Consider the following 20,971-nt stretch of genomic DNA (forward strand, 5'->3'; position numbering starts at 1 on the left):
GCGGATGAGTGGCGTCGTCATAGGCTTCGCAGCGCGTGGTGTCGCGTCTCCTACTACCTACTATGAAAGAGTAAGAGGGAAGGCATGAGGATGAGAGCTTGAGCGAGGGCAAGTTCCTGAAGACCCTGGCCGGGACGCGCTTTCGTACGCCGCCGATCTGGCTGATGCGCCAGGCCGGGCGCTACCTGCCGGAGTATCGCGCCGTCCGGGCGACGACGCGCTCGTTCCTCGATTTCTGCTACACGCCGGACAAGGCAGTCGAGGTCACCCTGCAGCCGGTGCGCCGCTTCGGGCTCGATGCCGCCATCATCTTCTCCGATATCCTGGTGGTGCCCGACGCGCTTGGCCAGAAGGTGTGGTTCGAGGAAGGTGAAGGTCCCAAGCTCGAGGCGCTGACCGACCCCGCCGACTTCGGCAAGCTCACCCGGGCGCGGCTGCCTGAGAAGCTGGCGCCGGTCTATGAGGCGATCCGCCGGACTCGTGCCGAGCTGCCGCGCGAGACGGCGCTGCTGGGGTTCGCCGGCGCGCCCTTCACCCTCGCCTGCTACATGATCGAGGGTAGCGGCAGCCGCGACTTCGCCAAGGTGAAGGGCTGGGCCTATCGCCATCCCGATTCCTTCGGCCTGCTGATCGATCTTCTGGTCGATGCGGTGGTCGATCACCTCGTCAACCAGATCGAGGCCGGCGCTGATGCGGTGCAGCTCTTCGATTCCTGGGCCGGGGTGTTGCCGGAAGAGCAGCTCTTCAGCTGGTCGCTCGAGCCGATGGTCCGCATCGCCCATGCCGTGCACGCGCGCCATCCCAAGACGCCGATCATTGCCTTTCCACGCGCTGTGGGTCCGGCGACCCTGATGTATCGCCGCAGCGATGCCTTTGCCGCCCTGTCGATCGATACCGGCATCGGCGCCCATTGGGCGGCGCGCGAGCTGCAGCCGCATATCTGCCTGCAGGGCAATCTCGATCCATTGATGCTGGTCGCCGGTGGTGCGGCGCTGGAGCGCGAGGCCACCCGCATCCTCGACAAGCTCGGGCACGGTCCTTTCGTGTTCAATCTAGGCCACGGCGTCGTGCCGCAAACGCCGCCCGAGCATGTCGCGCAACTGGTCGAGGTCGTGCGCAACTGGAAGCCATCTGCGTCGTGAAGATCGCGATCATCCTGTTCAATCTCGGCGGGCCCGATTCGCTGGAAGCCGTTCAGCCCTTTCTGCGCAACCTTTTCGGCGATCCGGCGATCCTGCGCGTCCCCGGTTTCATCCGCGGACCATTGGCGAGCTTTTTAGCTCGCCGGCGTGCGCCGACAGCGCGGGCGATCTACGACAAGATCGGCGGTTCCTCGCCTATTCTCGGTCAGACCGAGGCGCAGGCGCGCGCGCTCGAAGAGGCGCTGGGTACCGAGCACGAATGGCGCGGCTATGTCTGCATGCGCTACTGGCATCCCATGACCGAGGCCGTCGTGCGCTCGGTCGAGCGCTTCAAGCCCGACCGCATCGTGCTGCTGCCGCTCTATCCGCAATACTCGACCGCGACGACCGAATCGTCCTTCAAGGCCTGGAACGACATCGCAAAGTTCAAGGTGCCGGCCAAGATCGTGAAGGACTATCCGACCGAACCGGGATTCATCGCCGCGTCCGTGGCCCTGCTGAAGGAAGGCCTCGCCCAGGTCGGCAGCGTCCCTCACCGCGTGCTGTTCTCGGCGCATGGCCTGCCCGAGCGGGTGATCAAGGCGGGCGATCCCTATCAAAGCCAGGTCGAGCAGACGGCCGAGGCCATCGCTGATGCTGTCGGCGATCTCGACTGGTCGGTCTGCTATCAAAGCCGCGTCGGTCCGTTGAAGTGGATCGGCCCCTCGACCGACGCCGAGATCGCGCGTGCCGGCGCCGACAAGAAGGCGGTCGTGCTCTATCCGCTATCCTTCGTGTCGGAGCATTCCGAGACCCTGGTCGAGCTCGACATCGAATACCGCCATCTCGCCGACAAGGTTGGCGTTCCGAGCTACATCCGCGTGCCCACGGTCGGCACGCATCCAATGTTCATCGCGGGTCTCGCGAGGCTGGTGCGCGATGCTCTATGAAATCCTGAAGGCCATGCGCGTCCAAGCCGGCCAACGAGGACGTTGGCCGGCGTGGACGCCACTGCCTTCACGATCGCCCGAACCCGGGCTATGTCCGAGGGTAGGGGGCACACAGGCCATCGGATCGACGCGACGAGACGCTTGACGGCTTCCTCGAAGTCCGACCGGCCTTGGATGAACTTGTCCGTCCCATCTCGGCCCGTAATCGGCGCCGAGAATGTTTCAAGGACGTGGAAACCCACCTGCTTCAGCAGGAGCGCCCAACTAGCATCCCAGGCGTTCGATACGCTCGCGGAGCTCAGGTTGGGTCCTGAGGCCTGGGTCTCCCTACTGGCCGGTAGGCCTTGAGCAGCCACATCATAGCGACCATTGGGCACGCTTTCGGGAATCCCGGAGCGCCGCCGTGACATATCCTCTCCTTGAGAGCTTTGAGGTCATCGGCCCTTCGGGTGCTGCGCTTGCCGGTGGATCTTGAGGTCTATCCCCAACAGGAGACCGCTGGCGAGTCCGCGGCAGCTCCTATTCATACTGGTGTGGATGCGCGGTCCTAAATGCTGCACGACTTAGAAGCTAACTTTTTTCCTCTCCGTCGGGGCATCTCTTTGCCGGGCGGACATAATCCATGCTGGTGTGCTCTTTGTCGGATACTCGCACTTCGGCACGTCGAATTTTCATTACTGCTCAGCCGAGTGGGCCTGAAGATTGGGCCGCATTGGAATGCGACACCGGAACGATCGCAGACGTGCTGCCCGAAGAAGACGCGCTCTCTGCACTTACCGCCTGCCGTTTTGCGATGAGCGCCGCCGTGTCGATTGTCCGATTGAGGTCTACGACTTTCCTGAATCGCCCGGCAGATCGACGAGACTGTTTTTGGGGCAGAACACATAAAACTCAAAAGTGACTGCAATGACCAGTGTTAGAAACCAGGGCCGTCTTCAGATCGCCGAAAAGGGCGCTGGCTCCCTCTATTTCCTAGCCCTGCTTAGATGGGCTCTGGTTGTTATTTTTCTTTGGTTTGGCGCAATGAAGTTCACTGCGTACGAAGCAGCTGGCATCGCCCCGTTTATCGAACACAGTCCGATTGTAAGCTGGTTGCACGCCCTATTCGGAACTCAAGGGGCAAGTTACGTTATAGGCATTATTGAGCTGTCGACCGCAGCGGCTCTCATTCTCGGGGCCTTTCGGCCCACTTTTTCCGTACTAGGAGCGGCGATGTCTGCCGCGACCTATCTTATCACGCTGACGTTCTTCCTGAGCACGCTTGGTGTAGCAGAAGCGGCGGCGGGCGGATTTCCGGCGATCTCGGCAGCACCGGGGCAGTTCCTTCTCAAGGACCTTGTTTTGTTGGCTGCATCGCTGTGTCTCCTCTTTGCGTCCATACGGGGCCCGTGGCTCAACGTTCGGAAGTCATGAGATGGAAATCCCTGGTTTACCGATCGCATCTGCGACGGCGAGCATCTCGCCACGAAGCGACCGCCGGCTGCCGTCCGACAACAGCGCAAAAATACGCCGCCCCTGGTCTCATCGCCTCCGCAGAACTCCGCGATGGACAAATGGCTCGGATATCCAGGCCAGCCTACACAACAGGAGATAAGATTATGACGAACACGACCACAGCGACCGGCAAAGAGGCCGCCTATTTCGGTGTGCCGTGGGAAGATGCTTACGGCTACGCACAGGCGATCAAGATCGGTGACACTATCTATGTTTCCGGCCAGCTCAGCCACGACGACAAGGGGACAATGATCGCACCCGCAGCGCTCGATGAATCCGGCAAGCCGGCCGACTTCTCGACGATGGAAGAGCAGATGCGGGTGACCTATGCCAACGCTCGAAAGCTCCTGGCGCGTTTCGGGGCGTCCCTCGACCACGTGGTGGAAGAGACGCTCTATGTCCTCGATGTCGATGAGGCGTTTGCGGTCGCGGGAAAGGTGCGCAAAGAAGCCTACGCCACGGCGCGGCCGCAATGCTCCAGCAATCTGATCGGCGTCTCGAGACTCGCCTTTCCTGAGCAGCTCATCGAAATCGCCTTCAAGGCAGTGCTGCCTCCAGCATAGGCGGACGCGGATAGATCTCCGCTAGGGAGTGTCGGTGGCGGGTGAGGCGCTCTGTGAGACTGGCCGCAAACCCCTCCAGCGTATCGGCCTTGCCGACATGGGCGTCGTTGGCATCTGGAGGTGTGTCCATCCCTAACCCGTCAAAACAGCGGCCCTGTCGGTAGCCGCCAATGGATGCCCCGCAGAACCGGAGAACCACCATGGCCCTGACCAGCAGACCATGTGCGACGAGCAGCGCAGATCCGGCGCCCCCCGAATATTTCAAGGTCTTCGACAAGGCAGTTGTCTTCCCTGGTTCGCGCCCTGGGACTGGGCCTTCCTGCGCACCACGCTCGCACATATCGACCTCGAGGACGCGAAGCGCCAGCTCATCCTGTTGTGCCAGAGCTGGTACATGCATCCGAACCGCTAGGCGGTCGGGCAGCTCGAACTTCTCCCCGGTTTCGTAGGCAGCATCGGATGTCGCCCGTCCATTCACGCTCGGGAACGAACTTGAAGGGATAGGCGGACCCCCCGGTGCTGAGATCGGCTATCTGATCCTCAGAAGCGGATTTGATGCATGGCGCGACCAGCCTTCCTCACCGGCCAGGACGTCCAGGCTGAGGGTCGCAAGGTCATCTGCGACCGGATCCACGTCGAGGTCGCCGGATTGGTAGAACATCTTCGCGTATGTGCCGCAGTCGCCGCATATCTCGACCCTGGCCGCGCCACTATCACCTTTGATTGCTCCCAGTGCCAGGGAGCGCGACTGGCTGCACGTAATGCAAACGGCCCGCACATGGTTCCAGGCCGTCGCGCAGAGCGAGCAATGCAAGTAGCGCGCGCCGCGAACCTCTCCGGACTCGTTGACGACGCCGCACACAGGCGTGCTGCCGCAACTCGGGCAGAGACCACGCCGAGGAAGCAGACGCAACGACGAAACAGGCAAGGACTCCGCCAGGCGCGTGAAATAGACCTGCAGCGCCGCCGCTGTGAAGACAGATGCCCCGACATCGGCAGCATCCACGGATCCACGCAGGACGGAATCGGCCAGGGCTTCCTGTCCATCGGCCCCGCTGTCCCGCAGGCTCTCTATCACCAATCGCGCCAACGCCGGCGCCGGGCCGATGTCGATACCATCAAGCAGCAGGGCGAGGCCTTCGCGCCATATCGGAGCTCGCCGATGGACGCTCGCCGCGATCGGCGGCGTCACCTCGATCACGTCTTCCGCTTCAGGACGACTTGGGCTGCCGAGGGGGCCCATCACGCCTGCGACGGCGTGCTGCGCTCTTGCGAGGCTCGCCATGAAGTCCAGCCACTCCGCCATCGGATGACCGGCCGCGAGGGCCGCCAGCCGGGTGGCGGTGCGGCTAAACCTCGTGGCCGGATCGGGAAGGATCACCGCCTGCGGTGCCTTGACCCCACCATGCGGATTGCCGGTCCACTTGCCGTTGAACAACATTTGTCCTTGTCTCATTGTCGCTGTCTCCCGGTACTGACGCGCGGGCGCGGTCCTTCGGAGCCGCTGGCTGCGAGGCGCCGCAGCCATGCGCGGTGATGCCGCCAGGCCCAGCCCGGCGTCACATATCCCTGAGTCATTGCCCGGACCGAGCCCCTGACCCAGAGCGCCGCGTAGACATGGACGATCCAGACGACGATTGCCGTCACGGCCAGCAGAGAATGGATCAGGGCGGCAAGGCGCTGCTGTTCGATCGTCGTATAGGGGGAGAAGTAGGCATCCCAGATCACGATGCCGGTCAAGAACAGGGCCGGGACCAGCAGGGCCATTGCCCAGAACACGAACTTCTGGCCGGCATTGAAACGATCGACCTCGGGAATCGCACGCTCGTCGTTGCCCAGCACGCTGCCGATGGCACGCATCCAGGCGGCATCCTGCCGGCTCCAGTGATTGTCTCGCCAGAACTGCACGATCATGCCGGCATAGCTGACCAGCAGGACGATCCCGATCCAAGGATGGATCGCCCGGGTCCACTGCCCACCGCCGAACAATTCGGAGAGCCAGAACAGCATAGGGTGGAACATGGCCAGCCCCGACAACACCAGCAGCACGAAACAGCCGCCAGTGATCCAGTGGTTGATGCGGGCGGCGGTGGTGTTGCGGCGGAGCGTTCCCTTCGGGTGGGTCATTTGGGCTCTCCCGAGTCGCGCATCAGGCGTTGAGCTTCTGCGTCATCCTCCGGCTGGACCTCGTTCCGGCCCACGACGACCCAGTGGAAAAAGCCCGCGAGCGCCGCGGCGGCGATGCCGGCTAGCGCCAGCGGCTTGAAAAGCCCCTTCCACGCCCCGACCAACGGGCTGATCCGCGGCGCGTCCGGCAATCCGGCATAGAGGGATGGCCGGTCAGCGTGGTGGAGCACGTACATGACATGCGTGCCGCCCACGCCAGGCGGGTCGTAGAGGCCGGCATTCTGGAAGCCGCGCGAATTGAGATCCGCGATGCGCTCGCCTGCCCACCGCGTCATGTCCGTCTTCGTGCCGAACATGATCGCACCCGTGGGGCAGGCCTTTACACAGGCCGGTTCGAGGCCCGCCGTGACCCGGTCGGAGCACAAGGTGCACTTGTACGATTTGCGATCGACCGGGTTGATCCGCGGGATGTCGAACGGGCAACCCTTGATGCAGTAGCCGCAGCCGATGCAATTCGCGCTGATGAAGTCGACGATGCCGTTGGCGTACTGCACGATGGCACCCGGCGCGGGACAGGCCTTCAGGCACCCCGGGTCCTCGCAGTGCATGCAGCCGTCCTTGCGGATCAGCCATTCGAGGTTGCCCTGCTCGTTCTCCCATTCGGTGAAGCGCATCAGGGTCCAGGTGCTCGGGTCGAGGTCCATCGGATTGTCGTAAGACCCCTGGAAGCGCCCAACCTCTGACCGCAAGTCGTTCCATTCCATGCAGGCGCTCTGGCACGCCTTGCAGCCGATGCACCGACTCACGTCGATCAGCTTCGCCACCTCCTGCTCGTGATTGCGGATCGACGGCGGCGTCAGGGTCGATGCCGAGCGGCGGATATAGTCCTGAGACTGGAGATCAGGCATTGGCCGCGTTTTCCGGTTCTGGCGGTCTGGTCTTCTCGATATTGACCAGGAACGCTTTGAACTCCGGCGTCTGGGAATTGGCGTCACCGACCGACGGCGTCAGAGTGTTCGCGCCATAGCCTTTGCGGGCCTGACCGGTGAAGCCCCAGTGGATCGGCACGCCAATTACGTGCGTCGAGCCGCCGTTCACCGTCAGGGGCCGGATACGCTTGGTCACATAGGCCTTGCATACGACCACGCCGCGCTTGGAGGTCAGACGCACCCAGCCGCCCTGCTCGATGCCCTTTTCCTTCGCCAGGGTTTCGCCGATCTCGACGAATTCCTCCGGCTGCAGGATCGAGTTCATGCGTCCGTGTTTGGTCCAGACGTGAAAATGCTCGGTCAAACGATAGGTGGTCGCGACGTACGGGAAGTCCGACGCAGTGCCGAAGGCCGCCCGGTCATCAGCGAACACACGCGCCACCGGATTCGACTCGACCTTGGGATGCAGGACGTTCGGCACCGGCGATTCGAAGGGCTCATAGTGCTCGGGGAACGGTCCCTCGACCATCTGGTCGAGGGCGAACAGGCGCCCCAGTCCCTCGGTGTTCATGATGAACGGACCGACCCCGTCGGACGGCTTCGTGGTCGGCCCATAGTCGGGCACATCGATGCCGACCCAATGGCTGCCGTTCCACCGAATGAGCGGCTTGGCGGGGTTCCACGGATTGCCGGCCGGGTCGGCGCTGGCGCGGTTGTACATGATTCGCCGGTTGGCCGGCCACGCCCATCCCCAATTCGGCGCGATACCCTGCTCACGCGGGTCGGACGCATCGCGCCGCGCCATCTGGTTGCCCTTCTCAGTATAGCAACCAGTGAATATCCAGCAGCCGGACGAGGTCGTACCGTCGTCACGCAGCTGGCCAAAGTTGTCGAGTAGCTGTCCGGCGCGCAGCACAACGGCGCCGCTTGCGTCATTGAGGTCCGTGAATGTGTAGCCGTTCATGTCCTTTGCCAGCTCTTCCGGGTCCGGGCTGATCGGATCCGTATAGTTCCAGCTGAGGTTCAGGATCGGATCTGGGAAAGCGCCGCCTTCCTTGCGATACATCTCGCGCATGCGATGGAAGATCCCCGTCATGATCCAGATGTCGGATCGAGCCTCGCCTGGACCATCCGTCGCCTTCCAGTGCCATTGCATCCAGCGCGCCGAGTTGATCAGCGACCCGTTCTCCTCGGCGAAGCAGGTCGTGGGGAGCTGGAACACCTCGGTCTGGATTTTCGCCGGATCGGACGGGTTCTGCGGGCCGAAGTCCTGCCAGAATCGTGAGGTCTCTGTGTCCAGCGGATCCATCACGACGAGGAACTTCAGATTGCCTAGCGCGCGGCGGATCTTTCCCCTGTCGGGGAACGACTGAAGTGGGTTGAAGCCCTGGCAGATGTAGCCGTTGATCTCGCCTTTCGCCATCATCTCGAAGGCGCGCAGGATGTCGTAGCCGTCATTGTCGAGCTTCGGCAGCCAGTCATAGGCCCAGTCGTTATCGGCCCGTGCGGCGTCTCCGTAGATCGCCTTCTGGAAGCTGACGAAGAAACTCCGGTAGTTCTGCCAGTAGCTGGTCTGCCCCGGACGCAGCGGTTTGTATTGCCGGGTCTGCATGTACTGCTCGAAATTCGTCTCTGCGTCGTTCGGCAACGTCATATAGCCCGGCATCAGATTCGACATGAGCCCGACATCAGTCAGGCCCTGGATGTTGGAATGGCCGCGCAAGGCGTTCATCCCGCCGCCGGCGACGCCGATATTGCCGAGCAGGAGCTGGACGATCGCCATTGTGCGGATGTTCTGTGAACCGACCGAATGCTGAGCCCATCCCAGTGCGAACAGGTTGGTCAGTGCCTTGTCGGGTGCCGCGGTGCTGGCGATCAGCTCGCAGACCTCGAGGTACTTGTCCTGGGGCGTGCCGCAGATGCGCGACACCATTTCAGGCGTGTAACGATCGACATGCTGGCGCAGGAGATTGATCACGCAGCGCGGGTGCTGCCAGGTGTCGTCGACCTTGGCGTAGCCCTGGTCATCGACTTCGTAGTGCCAGCTCGACTTGTCGTAGCTGCCGCCCTGCTCATCGTAGCCGGTGAACAGGCCCTCCTCGAAGCCGAAGTCTTCCCGCACGATCAGGCCGGCATTGGTATAGGCCCGCACGTATTCTCGTTGGATCGCTCCCTTCTCCAACAGAAGGCGGATCACGCCGCTCAAGAAGGCGATATCGGTGCCGGGGCGGATCGGCGCATATACATCGGCGACCGAGGCGGTGCGAGTGAAACGCGGATCGACCACGATCACCTTGGCCCGGTTCTCGATCTTCGCCTCGATCACCCATTTGAAGCCGCATGGATGGGCTTCGGCGGCATTGCCTCCCATGCACAGCACGACATTGGCGTTCTTGATGTCCTGCCAGGTGTTGGTCATTGCGCCTCGACCGAATGTTGGGCCCAAACTGGACACCGTCGGTCCGTGTCAAACCCTCGCCTGGTTGTCGAAGATCAGCATTCCCATGGACCGGACGGTCTTCCACGTCAGGTACGCGGTCTCGGTCGACGAAGCCGAAGCCGCCAGCATGCCGGTGGTGAGCCAGCGGTTGACCGTGGCGCCGTTGGCATTCCTAGCGATGAAGTTTGCGTCGCGATCATGCTTCATCAGCCTGGCGATGCGGTCGAGCGCGAAATCCCAGGAGACCGGCTTGAATTCGTTACTGCCGGGCGCCCGGTATTTCGGCTGCTCGAGGCGGGTCGGCGCATGGACGACGTCAAGCAGCGCCGACCCCTTAGGGCAAAGCGTGCCGCGATTCACCGGATGGTCCGGATCGCCCTCGATGTGGATGATGTTCGACTTCGCGTTCTTGGCGCGATCGCCGGCGCTGTAGACCAGGATGCCGCAAGCTACCGCGCAATAGCTACAGGTGTTGCGGGTCTCGGTCGTGGCCGCAAGCTTGAAGGGACGGACCGCAGCCGCTAGGGCCTCACCCGACGGCCCGAACCCGAGGGCGCCGAGTGTCGAGGCGGCAAGACCGGCGCCCGTGAGCTTGATGAAGCCGCGACGTCTCAGCTCCATTGCTACTACCTCTCCAACTGGGGAAGGTTGAAGCCACCCTGGCGCAATAGTCGCTCCAGCACCGGGATACCCTCCGCGGATCTACCTCTTTGGCAGTCGTACAAAGCCAGCTCGGCGTAGGACTTCTCTGCCAAGCCAAAGAACACCGGGTCCTCGTCGTACCTCCACCAAAGGTCGTAGAGATGGCTGCAGCGCGCCATGAGCGCAGACGACGAGGGCTGCTGCGCTGACGCGAATGCCGCCGCGGCCGAGACCGACATGGCGCAAGCCGCCAAACAGATTGCCACGCGAATCCGTGTGACCATTGGCTTCCTCTTCGCAGACGGTCGGTACGCCGCGTCAGGCGCGCTTCGACGACAATGCTGTGACGATGTCTAAGGCTGCCGACCTTGCGCAAAAGCGATGGTTGGAAGATGGAGCACTCGCGGGAGCTGGTCGATTGTACCTTGGTGCTAGCGAGGTAAACCAAGGCATCGGTGCTTAAGGGTGCTTCATTGGCTGCTGGGTCATGCAAAACGCGCTCGAGAAGGCCGACGGACTTCGTTTGGCCGCAACGCGCTGCTCTCTATACCGCGCTTGGGTAACTACGACCCCTTGGTATCAATGGCACGATGGACCAACAGGCCCATCTTCTGTTTGACACTTCGTGCATTTCATTTTCAGCGCATAGCTTCATCTACGCGCGCGATCTTCTGATCGAAAGGAGGAGATCGAAGTCGAGTCAGGGCAATAACGCTCGGCAGAGCTTCTGCTGTCCAGAGCTTCCAATCTGGATCAGTCGTCCTGGCGAAAAAGCAACCCCCAGCGCCGCGCGAACGCATTCAACTCGGCTGAATCAAGGGTCCCTTTGCGATCCATTTGTTGCAGTCTTTCTCGGCCTTTTGCGAAATCGGGGTTGCGGCTTAGGTACTGGAAAGCAAATCCAGGGTCATCGAATGTCTGGAGCTTCTCGTACGCCTCCAAGGACCGCCAATACGCGCGGCTCATGCGTCTGCTTCTTCGGTTGCTCGCATTCACACCCCTCTTCGGTTGGAACGCAGGATGCAAAACCGCGCACTACTTCGTTAGCGACTCCCCGCACTAAAAAGATACTGGTGCATGCAAGCAAAGAACCAAACTACAACCCGATTTGGACAAGTCCCTTGAAAGAGAATACTCTGAGATGAAATGCCCGACAACGCGGCGCCACCTCGTGGATGAGGATCCGAGAGGTGCTGGCGCTCAATGTGAGGAATTCGCGGCGGGCTAGCCCCCGCACTCGGAAAGCGTTTCTCGGGCTACTGGCAATTGTAACACCCCGAGGCTCTCCGGTAGCGATAGCGCTTAATAGACGTATCGCTGGCTAACGGACTTCTTGCAGCTTTTCACGCCAAGTTGAAGCTACATCGTCCAAGTGCGTGCTGGATCGGATCGGCGTGACGACAGACCGGTGATGTTCGGCCGCGTCTCTCTGGTGGCGATCAAGAGAGGAAGAGGTGGCTCCGCTACGCATGACGGATTCTCAGGCTTAGGGAGAGTCTCTTGGCCGTCCGTCGCGGAGTATCCCCAATGGCAAAGGCCGTTCAGAAGATCACGCTCAGCGCCTCACGCGACATCCCCTTCAACAAGCTGGCATTCAGTCAGTCCAATGTCCGGCGAATTAAGGCCGGTGTCTCGATCGAGGACCTGGCCGAAGACATTGCCCGGCGCGGGCTCTTGCAGAGCCTCAACGTCCGGCCGGTTCTCGACGCCGATGGCTCGGAGACGGGCACGTTCGAGATCCCGGCTGGCGGTCGCCGATATCAGGCGCTCCACCGCCTCGTGAAGCAGAAGCGGCTCTCAAAGACGGCGCCGATCCCTTGCATCGTCCGTAGTGCATCCGCCGAGGTTTCGGCCGAGGACGATTCGCTTGCCGAGAATGTGCAGCGTGTCGCCCTCCATCCGCTGGACCAGTTTCGCGCCTTCAAGGCCCTGTGTGACCAGGGTGCCGGCGAGGATGAGATCGCTGCCCGCTTCTTCGTCCCGCCGGCCGTGGTCAAGCAACGGCTGCGTCTGGCCTCGGTCTCCCAAAGGCTGCTCGGGATATATGCTGAGGACGGTATGACCCTGGAGCAGCTCATGGCCTTCACCGTCACCATTGACCATGCACGGCAGGAGCAGGTCTGGGAGGCCCTGCAGAAGTCCTACAACAAGGAGCCCTACCTGATCCGGCGTCAGCTCACCGAGAGCGCCGTACGGGCCTCCGACCGCCGGGCGAAGTTCGTAGGGGCGGGGGCCTATGAAGGTGCCGGCGGCGTGGTCCTGCGTGACCTGTTCGAGGATGACGAAGGCGGCTGGCTTCAGGACGTGGCTCTGCTCGATCGGCTTGCGACCGAGAAGCTAGCGATCGAGGCTGAGAAGATTGCCACCGAAGGCTGGAAGTGGATCCAGGTGGCGATCCACTTTCGCTACGGGCATGCTCATCACCTTCGACGGCTCAACGGCGTGCAAATCGAGCTCACGGCAGCCGAGCAAGCGACCCGCGATGCCTTGACTGCGGAGCTGGTGACGCTTGAGAGCGAATACCGTGATGCAGATGAGTTGCCGGACGAAGTCGATTCGCGCCTCGGCGAGATTGAGATGACGCTTGCTGCGTTCGAGAACCGTCCGGTCCGCTATGACCCATCCGAGACTGCGCGCGCCGGCGCGTTCGTCAGCATCGATTCCGAGGGACATCTTGCTGTCGAGCGAGGCTATGTCCGGCCAGAGGACGAGGCAGCCGCCAACGAAGACTCGGCAGAGGAGGGGACATGCGGTTCCGACGGGACGGTATTTGGAGCTCCCGCCGCCCAGCGCACCGTCATCACCGTTGGTGGAGAGAAGGCGGATGACGACGGTGATGATGAAACCATCAAGCCGTTGCCGGAACGCCTCGTAGGCGAGCTGACCGCGCACCGCACCCTGGCACTGCGGGACGCGGTGGCGAACAATCCGCACGTCGCCATGACGGCGCTGCTGCACAAACTTTGCCTCGACACCTTCCAGCACAGCGCGGCGGGCGCGTGCCTTGAGGTTTCGGTGCGCCATGTGTTCTTTCCCGTTCAGGCGTCCGACTTGAAGGATAGCCTCTCTGCCAAGACGGTCGCGGAGCGCCAGAAGGCCTGGGAGGCGGAGCTGCCCAAGGACGGTGACGCACTCTGGGACTGGCTTTCCGATCTCGACGACGATCGGCGGGCGGCCTTGCTCGCGCATTGCGTCTCGTTCGGCGTCAATGCTCTCTACGAGAAGAGCGATCGCTATGGTGGTCCGGGCGTTTCGGTGCATGGCGTCCAGCAGCGCCTTGCCCAGGCGGACCGGCTCGCTCGCGCGGTCGGCCTCGACATGGTAGCGGCGGGCTGGCGGCCGACGGTCGACAACTACCTCAGCCGGGTCACCAAGCCCCGCATTCTCGAAGCGGTCCGCGAGGCCAAGGGGGACCATGCTGCCCAGCTCCTGGACCACCTCAAGAAAGGCGAGATGGCACAGGAGGCTGAGCGGCTGCTCGACGGTACCGGCTGGCTGCCGGAGCCGCTGCGTCTCGCGGACGGCGTGCCCACGTCCGATCCGGCGGCGGGGGAGGTTGAGACCCTCCCGGCATTCCTTACCGACGGCGAGGATGCTCAATCTCAGCAGGCCGCCGAATAGAACGACCTGGCGAGCCGCTACTGCGAATCTGCTGTTCCTCACGCTTCACCCGAAGGCCCGACCAGTGTGTCGGGCCTTCATTTTTGAGGGCACGGGTTTGCTGCTGCTCACGCGCAATGCGTCATGCAGCCAGCTGCCGCCTGTGGGCATCAAGTATCCGGGGGTCGGATGGCGACGTCGGAAAGAGAGGAAGAGGACGGCCGCGACGGGTTTGAGCCGATGGGGCCCTCGAGAGCGCCCTGCGGTTCGACCCGTTCCCGCTCTCTGAGGTCCTCTCCATGACGATCGTTTCCGCTCCGGCGGCTGCCGAGGCACCGCTGCTTGCCCTCGCTTGCCCCAAAGCCCACGTGCCACGTGGCCTTGCCGACGCCGCGCGTCTTCTTCTGCCTTATCTCGAGCGCGGCCAGCGCGTCGACGCGGTCGCACTACGCAATGCCATGGAACGCGCTTTTGACGGCTCCGATGCGGCCGGCGCCTGGGATTGGAAGGGAGCGTACGATGCCTGCGAGGCCGCGACCGTCCTGTTCCTCCGCAGGTTCGGTCCAGCCATACGCGCCAAAGCCGCGTCGCCCGCGAGCGTCCTGCAGATGCTGGGCAAGGTGGCTGCTCTTCTGCCTACGCATACACGCCGATCCCAGGAGAGCCAGGCACTGCAGCAGTTCTCCACGCCAATCGAGCTTGCCTTCGCAGCCGCCACGGCGGCCGCGGCCGGATCGGCCGACGTCGTGCTTGAGCCCTCGGCAGGGACCGGGTTGCTCGCGATCTTCGCGGAGCTCGCGGGAAGCGGGCTCGCATTAAACGAACTCGCCGAGGCACGCGCCGGACTGCTGAACCAGCTCTTTCCTGATGTCTCGATCACCCGGCATGACGCCGCTCACATCCATGACCATCTCGATGGGGCGCTGCGGCCAAGCGTGGTCCTGATGAACCCGCCGTTCTCAGTCGCGGCACATGTCGATGGCACCGTTGCGGACGCGGCCCTTCGCCATATCGCGTCGGCGCTAGCCCGCCTTGCTGATGGTGGGCGGCTGGTCGCGATCACTGGCGCCAGTGTCTCCCCCGACCATCCGTCCTGGCGTGACGCCTTCGTCCGCCTCCAGGAACGCGGGCGGGTCGTCTTCTCAGCGGCGATTGAGGGGCGCGTCTATGCCCGACACGGCACGACGGTCGAAACCCGCCTGACGGTCATCGATCGGCTGCCAGCACCGGATCCGGAGTCATTTCCAGCGTCCCCGGGCATGGCGCCCGATGCGGCCACGCTGCTCGCCTGGGTCCTGCAGCACGTGCCGGAGCGCTTGCCTGTCCACGGAGCTTGTCTCGTTCGCGAGGCTGCGGGCGTCATCCCTGTCCGTACCAGGCCCGCATCTGCACCACGCCCCGCGTCGAGCGCGGCGACAGCGTTCGCACCCGCCGGTACCGAGCTGGCCTATGAGACCGTCGACTGGATGCCGGCCGAGGACGGCCGCCTCACCGAGGCGCTGTATGAGCCGTATCGCCTGCAGTCGGTTCGCATCGAAGGCGCGCGCCCCCATCCGACGCGCCTCGTGCAGTCGGCAGCGATGGCTTCGGTCGCATCGCCCAAGCCCACCTACCGGCCACGCCTGCCAGCTCAGGTCGTCACTGATGGCATGCTGTCCGATGCCCAGCTCGAAAGCGTCATCTATTCCGGCGAGGCCCATAGCGGCCATCTGGCCGGATCGTGGCTGGTCGATGAGACCTTCGATGTCGTCTCGGCGGCACCCGATGGCGCAGAGAACGCCGTGCAGTTCCGGCGCGGCTGGATGCTGGGCGACGGCACCGGCGCCGGCAAGGGCCGCCAGGTGGCGGGCATCCTGCTCGACAACTGGCTGCAGGGTCGCCGCCGCGCCGTGTGGATCTCGAAGTCCGACAAGCTGATCGAGGACGCTCAGCGCGACTGGTCGGCCCTGGGGATGGAGCGCTTGCTGATCACGCCGCTTGCCCGCTTCCGCCAAGGCAACCCGATCCGTCTGGAGCAGGGCATCCTTTTTGCCACCTACGCCACGCTACGGACCGACGCGCGCGAGGAAAGGGTTTCGCGGGTCCAGCAGATCGTTGATTGGCTCGGATCGGATTTCGACGGAGTGATCGTGTTCGACGAAAGCCATGCCATGGCGAACGCCGCCGGTAGCAAGGGCGAGCGCGGCGAGCAGGTGCCGTCCCAGCAGGGCCGAGCGGGATTGCGCCTGCAGCACGCGCTGCCGAATGCGCGTGTCGTCTACGTTTCGGCGACGGGTGCCACCACCGTGCATAATCTCGCCTATGCCCAGCGGCTCGGCCTCTGGGGCGGCGAGGATTTTCCCTTCGCCACCCGCGCCGAGTTCGTGGCTGCGATCGAGGCTGGCGGCGTCGCTGCCATGGAGGTGCTGGCCCGCGATCTCAAGGCGCTCGGCCTCTACACCGCCCGCTCCCTGTCCTACGAGGGCGTGGAGTACGAGCTGGTCGAGCACGCGCTCACCCCTGAGCAAATCCGCATCTACGACGCCTATGCCGGCGGTTTTCAGGTCATCCACAACAATCTCGACGCCGCCCTGCAGGCCGCCAATGTCACTGGTGAGCGCGGCACGCTCAACGCGCAGGCGAAGTCCGCGGCTCGCTCGGCCTTCGAGTCCGCCAAGCAGCGCTTCTTCTCGCACCTTATCACCTCGATGAAGACGCCGACGCTGATCGCGGCGATCGAGCGTGACCTCGAGGCAGGCCACGCCGCCGTCATCCAGATCGTCTCCACCGGCGAGGCTCTGATGGAGCGAAGGCTTGCCGACATCCCGACCGAGGACTGGGGCGATGTCCAGGTCGACATCACGCCGCGCGAGTATGTGCTCGACTATCTGGCGCACAGCTTCCCGACACAGCTCTTCGAGCCGTTCACTGATGGCGACGGCAATCTTTCCTCGAGGCCGGTCTACCGCGACGGCCAGCCCGTGCAGTGCCGGGATGCCGTCGAGCGGCGCGACCGCCTGATCGAACGGCTGGCCGCTCTTGCCCCCGTACAGGGCGCACTCGACCAGATCGTGCAGCGCTTCGGCACCGACATGGTCGCCGAGGTTACGGGCCGTTCACGGCGGATCGTGCGAAAGGGGGACCGGCTCTGTGTCGAGAACCGCCCCGGCTCCGCCAATCTTGCCGAGGCCCAGGCCTTCATGGATGACGACAAGCGCATCCTGGTGTTCAGCGATGCAGGCGGGACGGGGCGCTCGTATCACGCCGACCTTGGCGCCCGGAACCAACGCCCGCGGGTTCACTATCTGCTGGAGGCGGGTTGGAAGGCGGATACGGCGATCCAAGGCTTGGGGCGCAGCAACCGGACCAATCAGGCTCAGCCGCCCTTGTTCCGGCCGATCGCCACCGACGTGAAGGCCGAGAAGCGCTTCCTGTCGACCATCGCCCGCCGGCTCGACACGCTGGGCGCCATCACCAAGGGCCAGCGTCAGACCGGTGGTCAGGGCCTGTTCCGAGCCGACGATAACCTCGAATCGCCCTATGGCCGGGCCGCGCTGCGCCAGCTCTACCTCCTGTTGTTTGCCGGCAAGGTCGAGGGTTGCTCGCTGGAGGCTTTTCAAGCTGCCACCGGGCTGCACCTGACTGAGCAGGACGGCAGCTTGCGCGAGGAGCTGCCGCCGATCACGACGTTCCTCAATCGGCTGCTGGCGCTGACTATCGATTTGCAAAACACGCTGTTCGGCGTGTTCGAGGAGCTGCTCCAGGCCAAGATCGAGGGCGCGCGTGCCTCAGGTACCTACGACGTCGGCGTCGAGACGCTGACTGCCGAGAGCTTGGTGGTGACCGATCGGTGTGCGGTCTACGTCCATCCCCAGACCGGCGCGGAGACCCAGGTCTTCACCATCCGCCGGCGCGAGCGCAATCGGCCGTTCAGCCTCGCTGAGGCATTAGATCGTGCGGATGACCCGCGGGCCGCCTTGCTGGTGAACGCTCAGTCCGGCCGCGCCGTCGTTCAGGTCCCGGCGCCCAGCGTCATGCTGGACGATGGCGAGGTCGAACGTCGTGTCCGCCTGCTGCGCCCGATGGAGCGGACAGCCGTGTCCGTCGCCGCACTGGCGCATACGCACTGGGAACGGGCCGACCGTGATGTCTTCGCCGACGCGTGGAGGCGGGAACTTGCTGAGATTCCCACTTTCACGGACAGCGATCTTCATATCGTCACCGGTCTCCTGTTGCCGATCTGGAAGCGGCTGCCGGACGAGTCCATGCGGGTCTACCGCTTGCAGACCGATGCGGGCGAACGTGTCATCGGCCGCCGGGTCTCGCCGGCTTGGGTCGCCCAGGCGGTCAGCGCCGAGGGCGTCAGCATCACGCCGGCCGATGCCTGGTCCGCCCTTCTCGACGGCCGCACGATCCTCGAGCTGCAGGATGGGCTGAGCCTCCGCCGTGCCAAGGTCATGGGCTTGTTCCGGGTCGAGCTCTACGGCTTCACCGAGGGCATGGTCGATCGCCTCAAGGCGATGGGCCTGATCTCCGAGATCATCACCTGGAAACTCCGCCTGTTCGTTCCGACCGGCTCCGGCGGTCCGTCGATCCTCGCTGAATTGATGGAGCGCTACCCGGTCATCCGGGTCGCCGACCGGGCGGCGTGAGGAGGCCGCCATGCCGTCGCACGCCGCGGACCTGGCTCGGCGTCTCGCGCGTAACGCCGAGGCGGTGTGCCGTCACTATCTTTCCAACGGTCATCGGGAGGGCCGCTACTGGTTGGTCGGCGATGTTGCCAACACGCGAGGTCGGAGCTTGTTTGTCCGACTGTACGGCCCAGACCATGGCAAAGGTGCCGCCGGCAAGTGGACCGACGCTGCTACCGGAGAGCACGGCGACCTTTTAGACCTCATTGCGCTCAGCCGCGGTCTCGACCGGCTGCGCGACACCCTCGATGAGGCACGTTCGTTCCTTGCCATGCCTCCTGGCCCAGCTCCACGGCAGGACCGCCTTGCGGCGCCGCGCGGTTCGCCCGAGTCGGCGCGCCGTCTCTATGCCATGTCCAGGCCGATCGCCGGCACTCTCGCGGAAACCTACCTGAGCAGTCGTGGCATCGTCACCATGGCTGCAGGCGACCCGTTGCGCTTCCATCCGCGCTGCTACTATCGCCCTGACGGGGACAGTCCGACCGAGACCTGGCCGGCTCTGGTTGCCGCGGTCACCGATCTCCGCGGCAGGATCACCGGGGCGCATCGCACCTGGCTCGACCGGTCCGGACAGGACAAGGCGCCGATTGCTTCGCCGCGACGGGCCATGGGCCATCTCCTGGGACATGGCGTCCGCTTTGGTGTGGCCGACGACGTCATGGCCGCGGGCGAGGGCATCGAGACCATGATGTCGCTGCGTACGATCCTGCCGGGCCTGCCCATGGTCGCTGCTCTCTCTGCCAACCACTTGGCGGCCCTGCTCTTCCCACCGACATTGCGCCGGCTGTACGTCGCACGCGATCGCGACCCAGCCGGCGATGCCGCGATGGCCAGTCTGCACCATCGCGCCACGGCTGCCGGGATCGAGACGCTTGGCCTGTCGCCCAGCTTCGACGATTTCAACGAGGATCTCCGCCGGCTGGGTATCGAAGACTTCCGGGCGTCTGTACGCCAGCAACTCGTCCTGCAGGACGTCATGCGCTTCATGACTCGGACATGGCCGTGACGGGATGATGACGGCCACGGCCAATCGCTTCGTCGTCGGTCGCCTTGATGTCCTTATCGGAATAGGCCGCGCCCCGGCCTTCTAGAGGGCGATCGGACGGCAGGCAGCCCGGTCCCGCAACGGCGGGCCTGCGGCTTTCTTCCCCTGCCGGCTACGCCGGCATTCCTCGCGAGACAAGAAAGCCTCGGCCCGCCGTCCTCCGCTGCGCTTCGGCCGCGCGCGGTGCAGGACCAGGCTGCCCACCGTCTGAGGGATCGCCACGAAGGCCGCGGTGGGCGCGGCCGATCCGAGAAAGGACATCACCATGGCGACCAACGACGATCCCGACTTCGAGCCCGTGCACGACGCATCCCCGACCGATCAGGTCCTCACCGAGCTGCAGCTTTATGGTCATCGTCCCTTCCAGGACGAAGATCCGCGGCCGTTGCCGGAAGGCGAAATCATCGTCGGCGCCGTCGTGGACATCTTCGACGCACTTGTCTCAGCGCTCACTGACACCCGCCTCGAACCCGATCTCGAGGACCTGCTGTGGTCGACCGTCAACCTTTTCCACCGCAGCATCGAGCGCATCGAACGCGAACTCGACGACAACGAGCGCGCCCAGCATCGCAGCCAGCGGGAGCAGAACGGCTCGGAGGTCCGCTCGGTCGAGCTCGAGCGCCTCGTCGCCCAGGGCGTGACGCTGATCGAACGCCGCAATGCCATGGAACTCTTCCGCGAACAGGCCGTCGATCGCTTTGAGGCCTGCACCGGCTCGGCTTGGCGGCCGCGCTCCGGGTCGATGGTCAATCACCGGGCGCTGACGGCGGCCATGATCGACAGCCGCGAGTTCCTGGCTGCTCGGCGCCGCGCCGAGACCGAATTGCTCATCCCCGCCGGCCCGAAGATCGCCTTCACCGGCGGTGGCGAATTCAACGACCATCAGCTGATCTGGAGCACGCTCGACAAGATCCACGCCAAACATCCCGACATGGTCCTATTGCACGGCGGATCGCCGACGGGCGCCGAGCGTATCGCGGCCCGCTGGGCCGATACCCGCAAGGTGACGCACATTCCGTTCAAGCCCGACTGGACGCGCCACGCCAAGGCTGCACCCTTCAAGCGCAACGACCAGATCCTGGAGGTTCTGCCGATCGGTGTCGTCGTCTGCCCAGGCTCGGGCATCCAGGAAAACCTCGCCGACAAGGCCCGGAAGCTCGGCATACCCGTCTGGCGCCTCGGCAAGGGCGGCGCGTGAGCGCCGCTTCCTTTGCGCGGTCGGTATCGCGGTCGCGCGAAGTACGCGCACGAGGCTTCTGTCCACTGCGCCAAGCGCGGTTCCGGTCCGGCGGAGGACGGCGGACCGTCGAGCAAGAGGAGGGCCGGAAGCGGGTGAGTCGTGGGCTTCCGAGAGAGCGGGCCCGCGGCTTGCCCGTCCTGCTCTCCGGAA

13 protein-coding genes are annotated in these 20,971 nt (G+C 64.1%); 8 read left to right on the forward strand and 5 right to left on the reverse strand.

Annotated elements, in window-relative coordinates; genetic code table 11:
- Positions 1-98: 98 nt before the first annotated feature.
- The 4 genes from hemE to RSO01_RS23810 all read left to right on the forward strand — a co-directional run bounded on the left by hemE (position 99) and on the right by RSO01_RS23810 (position 4,128).
- Entirely contained in the window at positions 99-1,142 is a 1,044-nt protein-coding gene (hemE, locus tag RSO01_RS23795) for a uroporphyrinogen decarboxylase (RefSeq protein WP_147152060.1), read from the forward strand.
- Positions 1,139-2,071: a ferrochelatase gene (gene hemH / locus RSO01_RS23800; protein WP_170303308.1), complete on the forward strand. Its 933-nt coding sequence runs from the start codon at positions 1,139-1,141 to the stop codon at positions 2,069-2,071. Before hemE ends, hemH begins: the two co-directional genes overlap by 4 nt.
- Before the next feature lie 906 nt (positions 2,072-2,977).
- Positions 2,978-3,484: a YkgB family protein gene (locus tag RSO01_RS23805; protein ID WP_147152063.1), complete on the forward strand. Its 507-nt coding sequence runs from the start codon at positions 2,978-2,980 to the stop codon at positions 3,482-3,484.
- A 185-nt stretch (positions 3,485-3,669) separates the two neighbouring features.
- Positions 3,670-4,128 carry a Rid family hydrolase gene (locus tag RSO01_RS23810; protein WP_147152064.1) on the forward strand — a complete coding sequence of 153 codons (459 nt, stop codon included), beginning with the start codon at positions 3,670-3,672 and terminating at the stop codon, positions 4,126-4,128.
- Between the two features lie 529 nt (positions 4,129-4,657).
- Here the strand turns inward: RSO01_RS23810 and fdhE are convergent.
- From fdhE to RSO01_RS47500, 5 genes are all read right to left on the reverse strand, one after another.
- Positions 4,658-5,569, reverse strand: coding sequence for a formate dehydrogenase accessory protein FdhE (fdhE, locus tag RSO01_RS23815; protein ID WP_246158723.1), 912 nt, complete (start codon positions 5,567-5,569; stop codon positions 4,658-4,660).
- A gap of 11 nt (positions 5,570-5,580) precedes the next feature.
- Complete coding sequence (locus tag RSO01_RS23820; RefSeq protein WP_147152067.1) at positions 5,581-6,255, reverse strand: formate dehydrogenase subunit gamma; 675 nt, start codon at positions 6,253-6,255, stop codon at positions 5,581-5,583.
- Entirely contained in the window at positions 6,252-7,163 is a 912-nt protein-coding gene (gene fdxH / locus RSO01_RS23825) for a formate dehydrogenase subunit beta (protein ID WP_147152069.1), read from the reverse strand. Before fdxH ends, RSO01_RS23820 begins: the two co-directional genes overlap by 4 nt.
- A complete protein-coding gene (gene fdnG, locus RSO01_RS23830; protein ID WP_147152071.1) occupies positions 7,156-10,245 on the reverse strand; it encodes a formate dehydrogenase-N subunit alpha in 3,090 nt (1,029 codons plus the stop codon). Before fdnG ends, fdxH begins: the two co-directional genes overlap by 8 nt.
- 774 nt (positions 10,246-11,019) lie before the next feature.
- Positions 11,020-11,232, reverse strand: coding sequence for a transcriptional regulator domain-containing protein (locus RSO01_RS47500; RefSeq protein WP_170303309.1), 213 nt, complete (start codon positions 11,230-11,232; stop codon positions 11,020-11,022).
- 561 nt (positions 11,233-11,793) lie between these two features.
- Here RSO01_RS47500 and RSO01_RS23835 point away from each other — a divergent pair.
- The 4 genes from RSO01_RS23835 to RSO01_RS23850 all read left to right on the forward strand — a co-directional run bounded on the left by RSO01_RS23835 (position 11,794) and on the right by RSO01_RS23850 (position 20,779).
- A complete protein-coding gene (locus RSO01_RS23835) occupies positions 11,794-13,887 on the forward strand; it encodes a ParB/RepB/Spo0J family partition protein (protein ID WP_147152073.1) in 2,094 nt (697 codons plus the stop codon).
- 278 nt (positions 13,888-14,165) lie between these two features.
- Positions 14,166-18,497, forward strand: coding sequence for a strawberry notch-like NTP hydrolase domain-containing protein (locus RSO01_RS23840; RefSeq protein ID WP_147152075.1), 4,332 nt, complete (start codon positions 14,166-14,168; stop codon positions 18,495-18,497).
- A 10-nt stretch (positions 18,498-18,507) separates the two neighbouring features.
- On the forward strand, positions 18,508-19,542 hold the full coding sequence (locus tag RSO01_RS23845; protein WP_147152077.1) for a DUF7146 domain-containing protein: 1,035 nt from the start codon (positions 18,508-18,510) through the stop codon (positions 19,540-19,542).
- A 304-nt stretch (positions 19,543-19,846) separates the two neighbouring features.
- Positions 19,847-20,779 (forward strand): DUF2493 domain-containing protein, encoded by a 933-nt coding sequence (locus RSO01_RS23850; RefSeq protein WP_147152079.1) that lies wholly within the window; start codon positions 19,847-19,849, stop codon positions 20,777-20,779.
- Positions 20,780-20,971: the final 192 nt, after the last annotated feature.

Source organism: Reyranella soli, from assembly GCF_007992495.1.
Classification (GTDB): domain Bacteria; phylum Pseudomonadota; class Alphaproteobacteria; order Reyranellales; family Reyranellaceae; genus Reyranella; species Reyranella soli.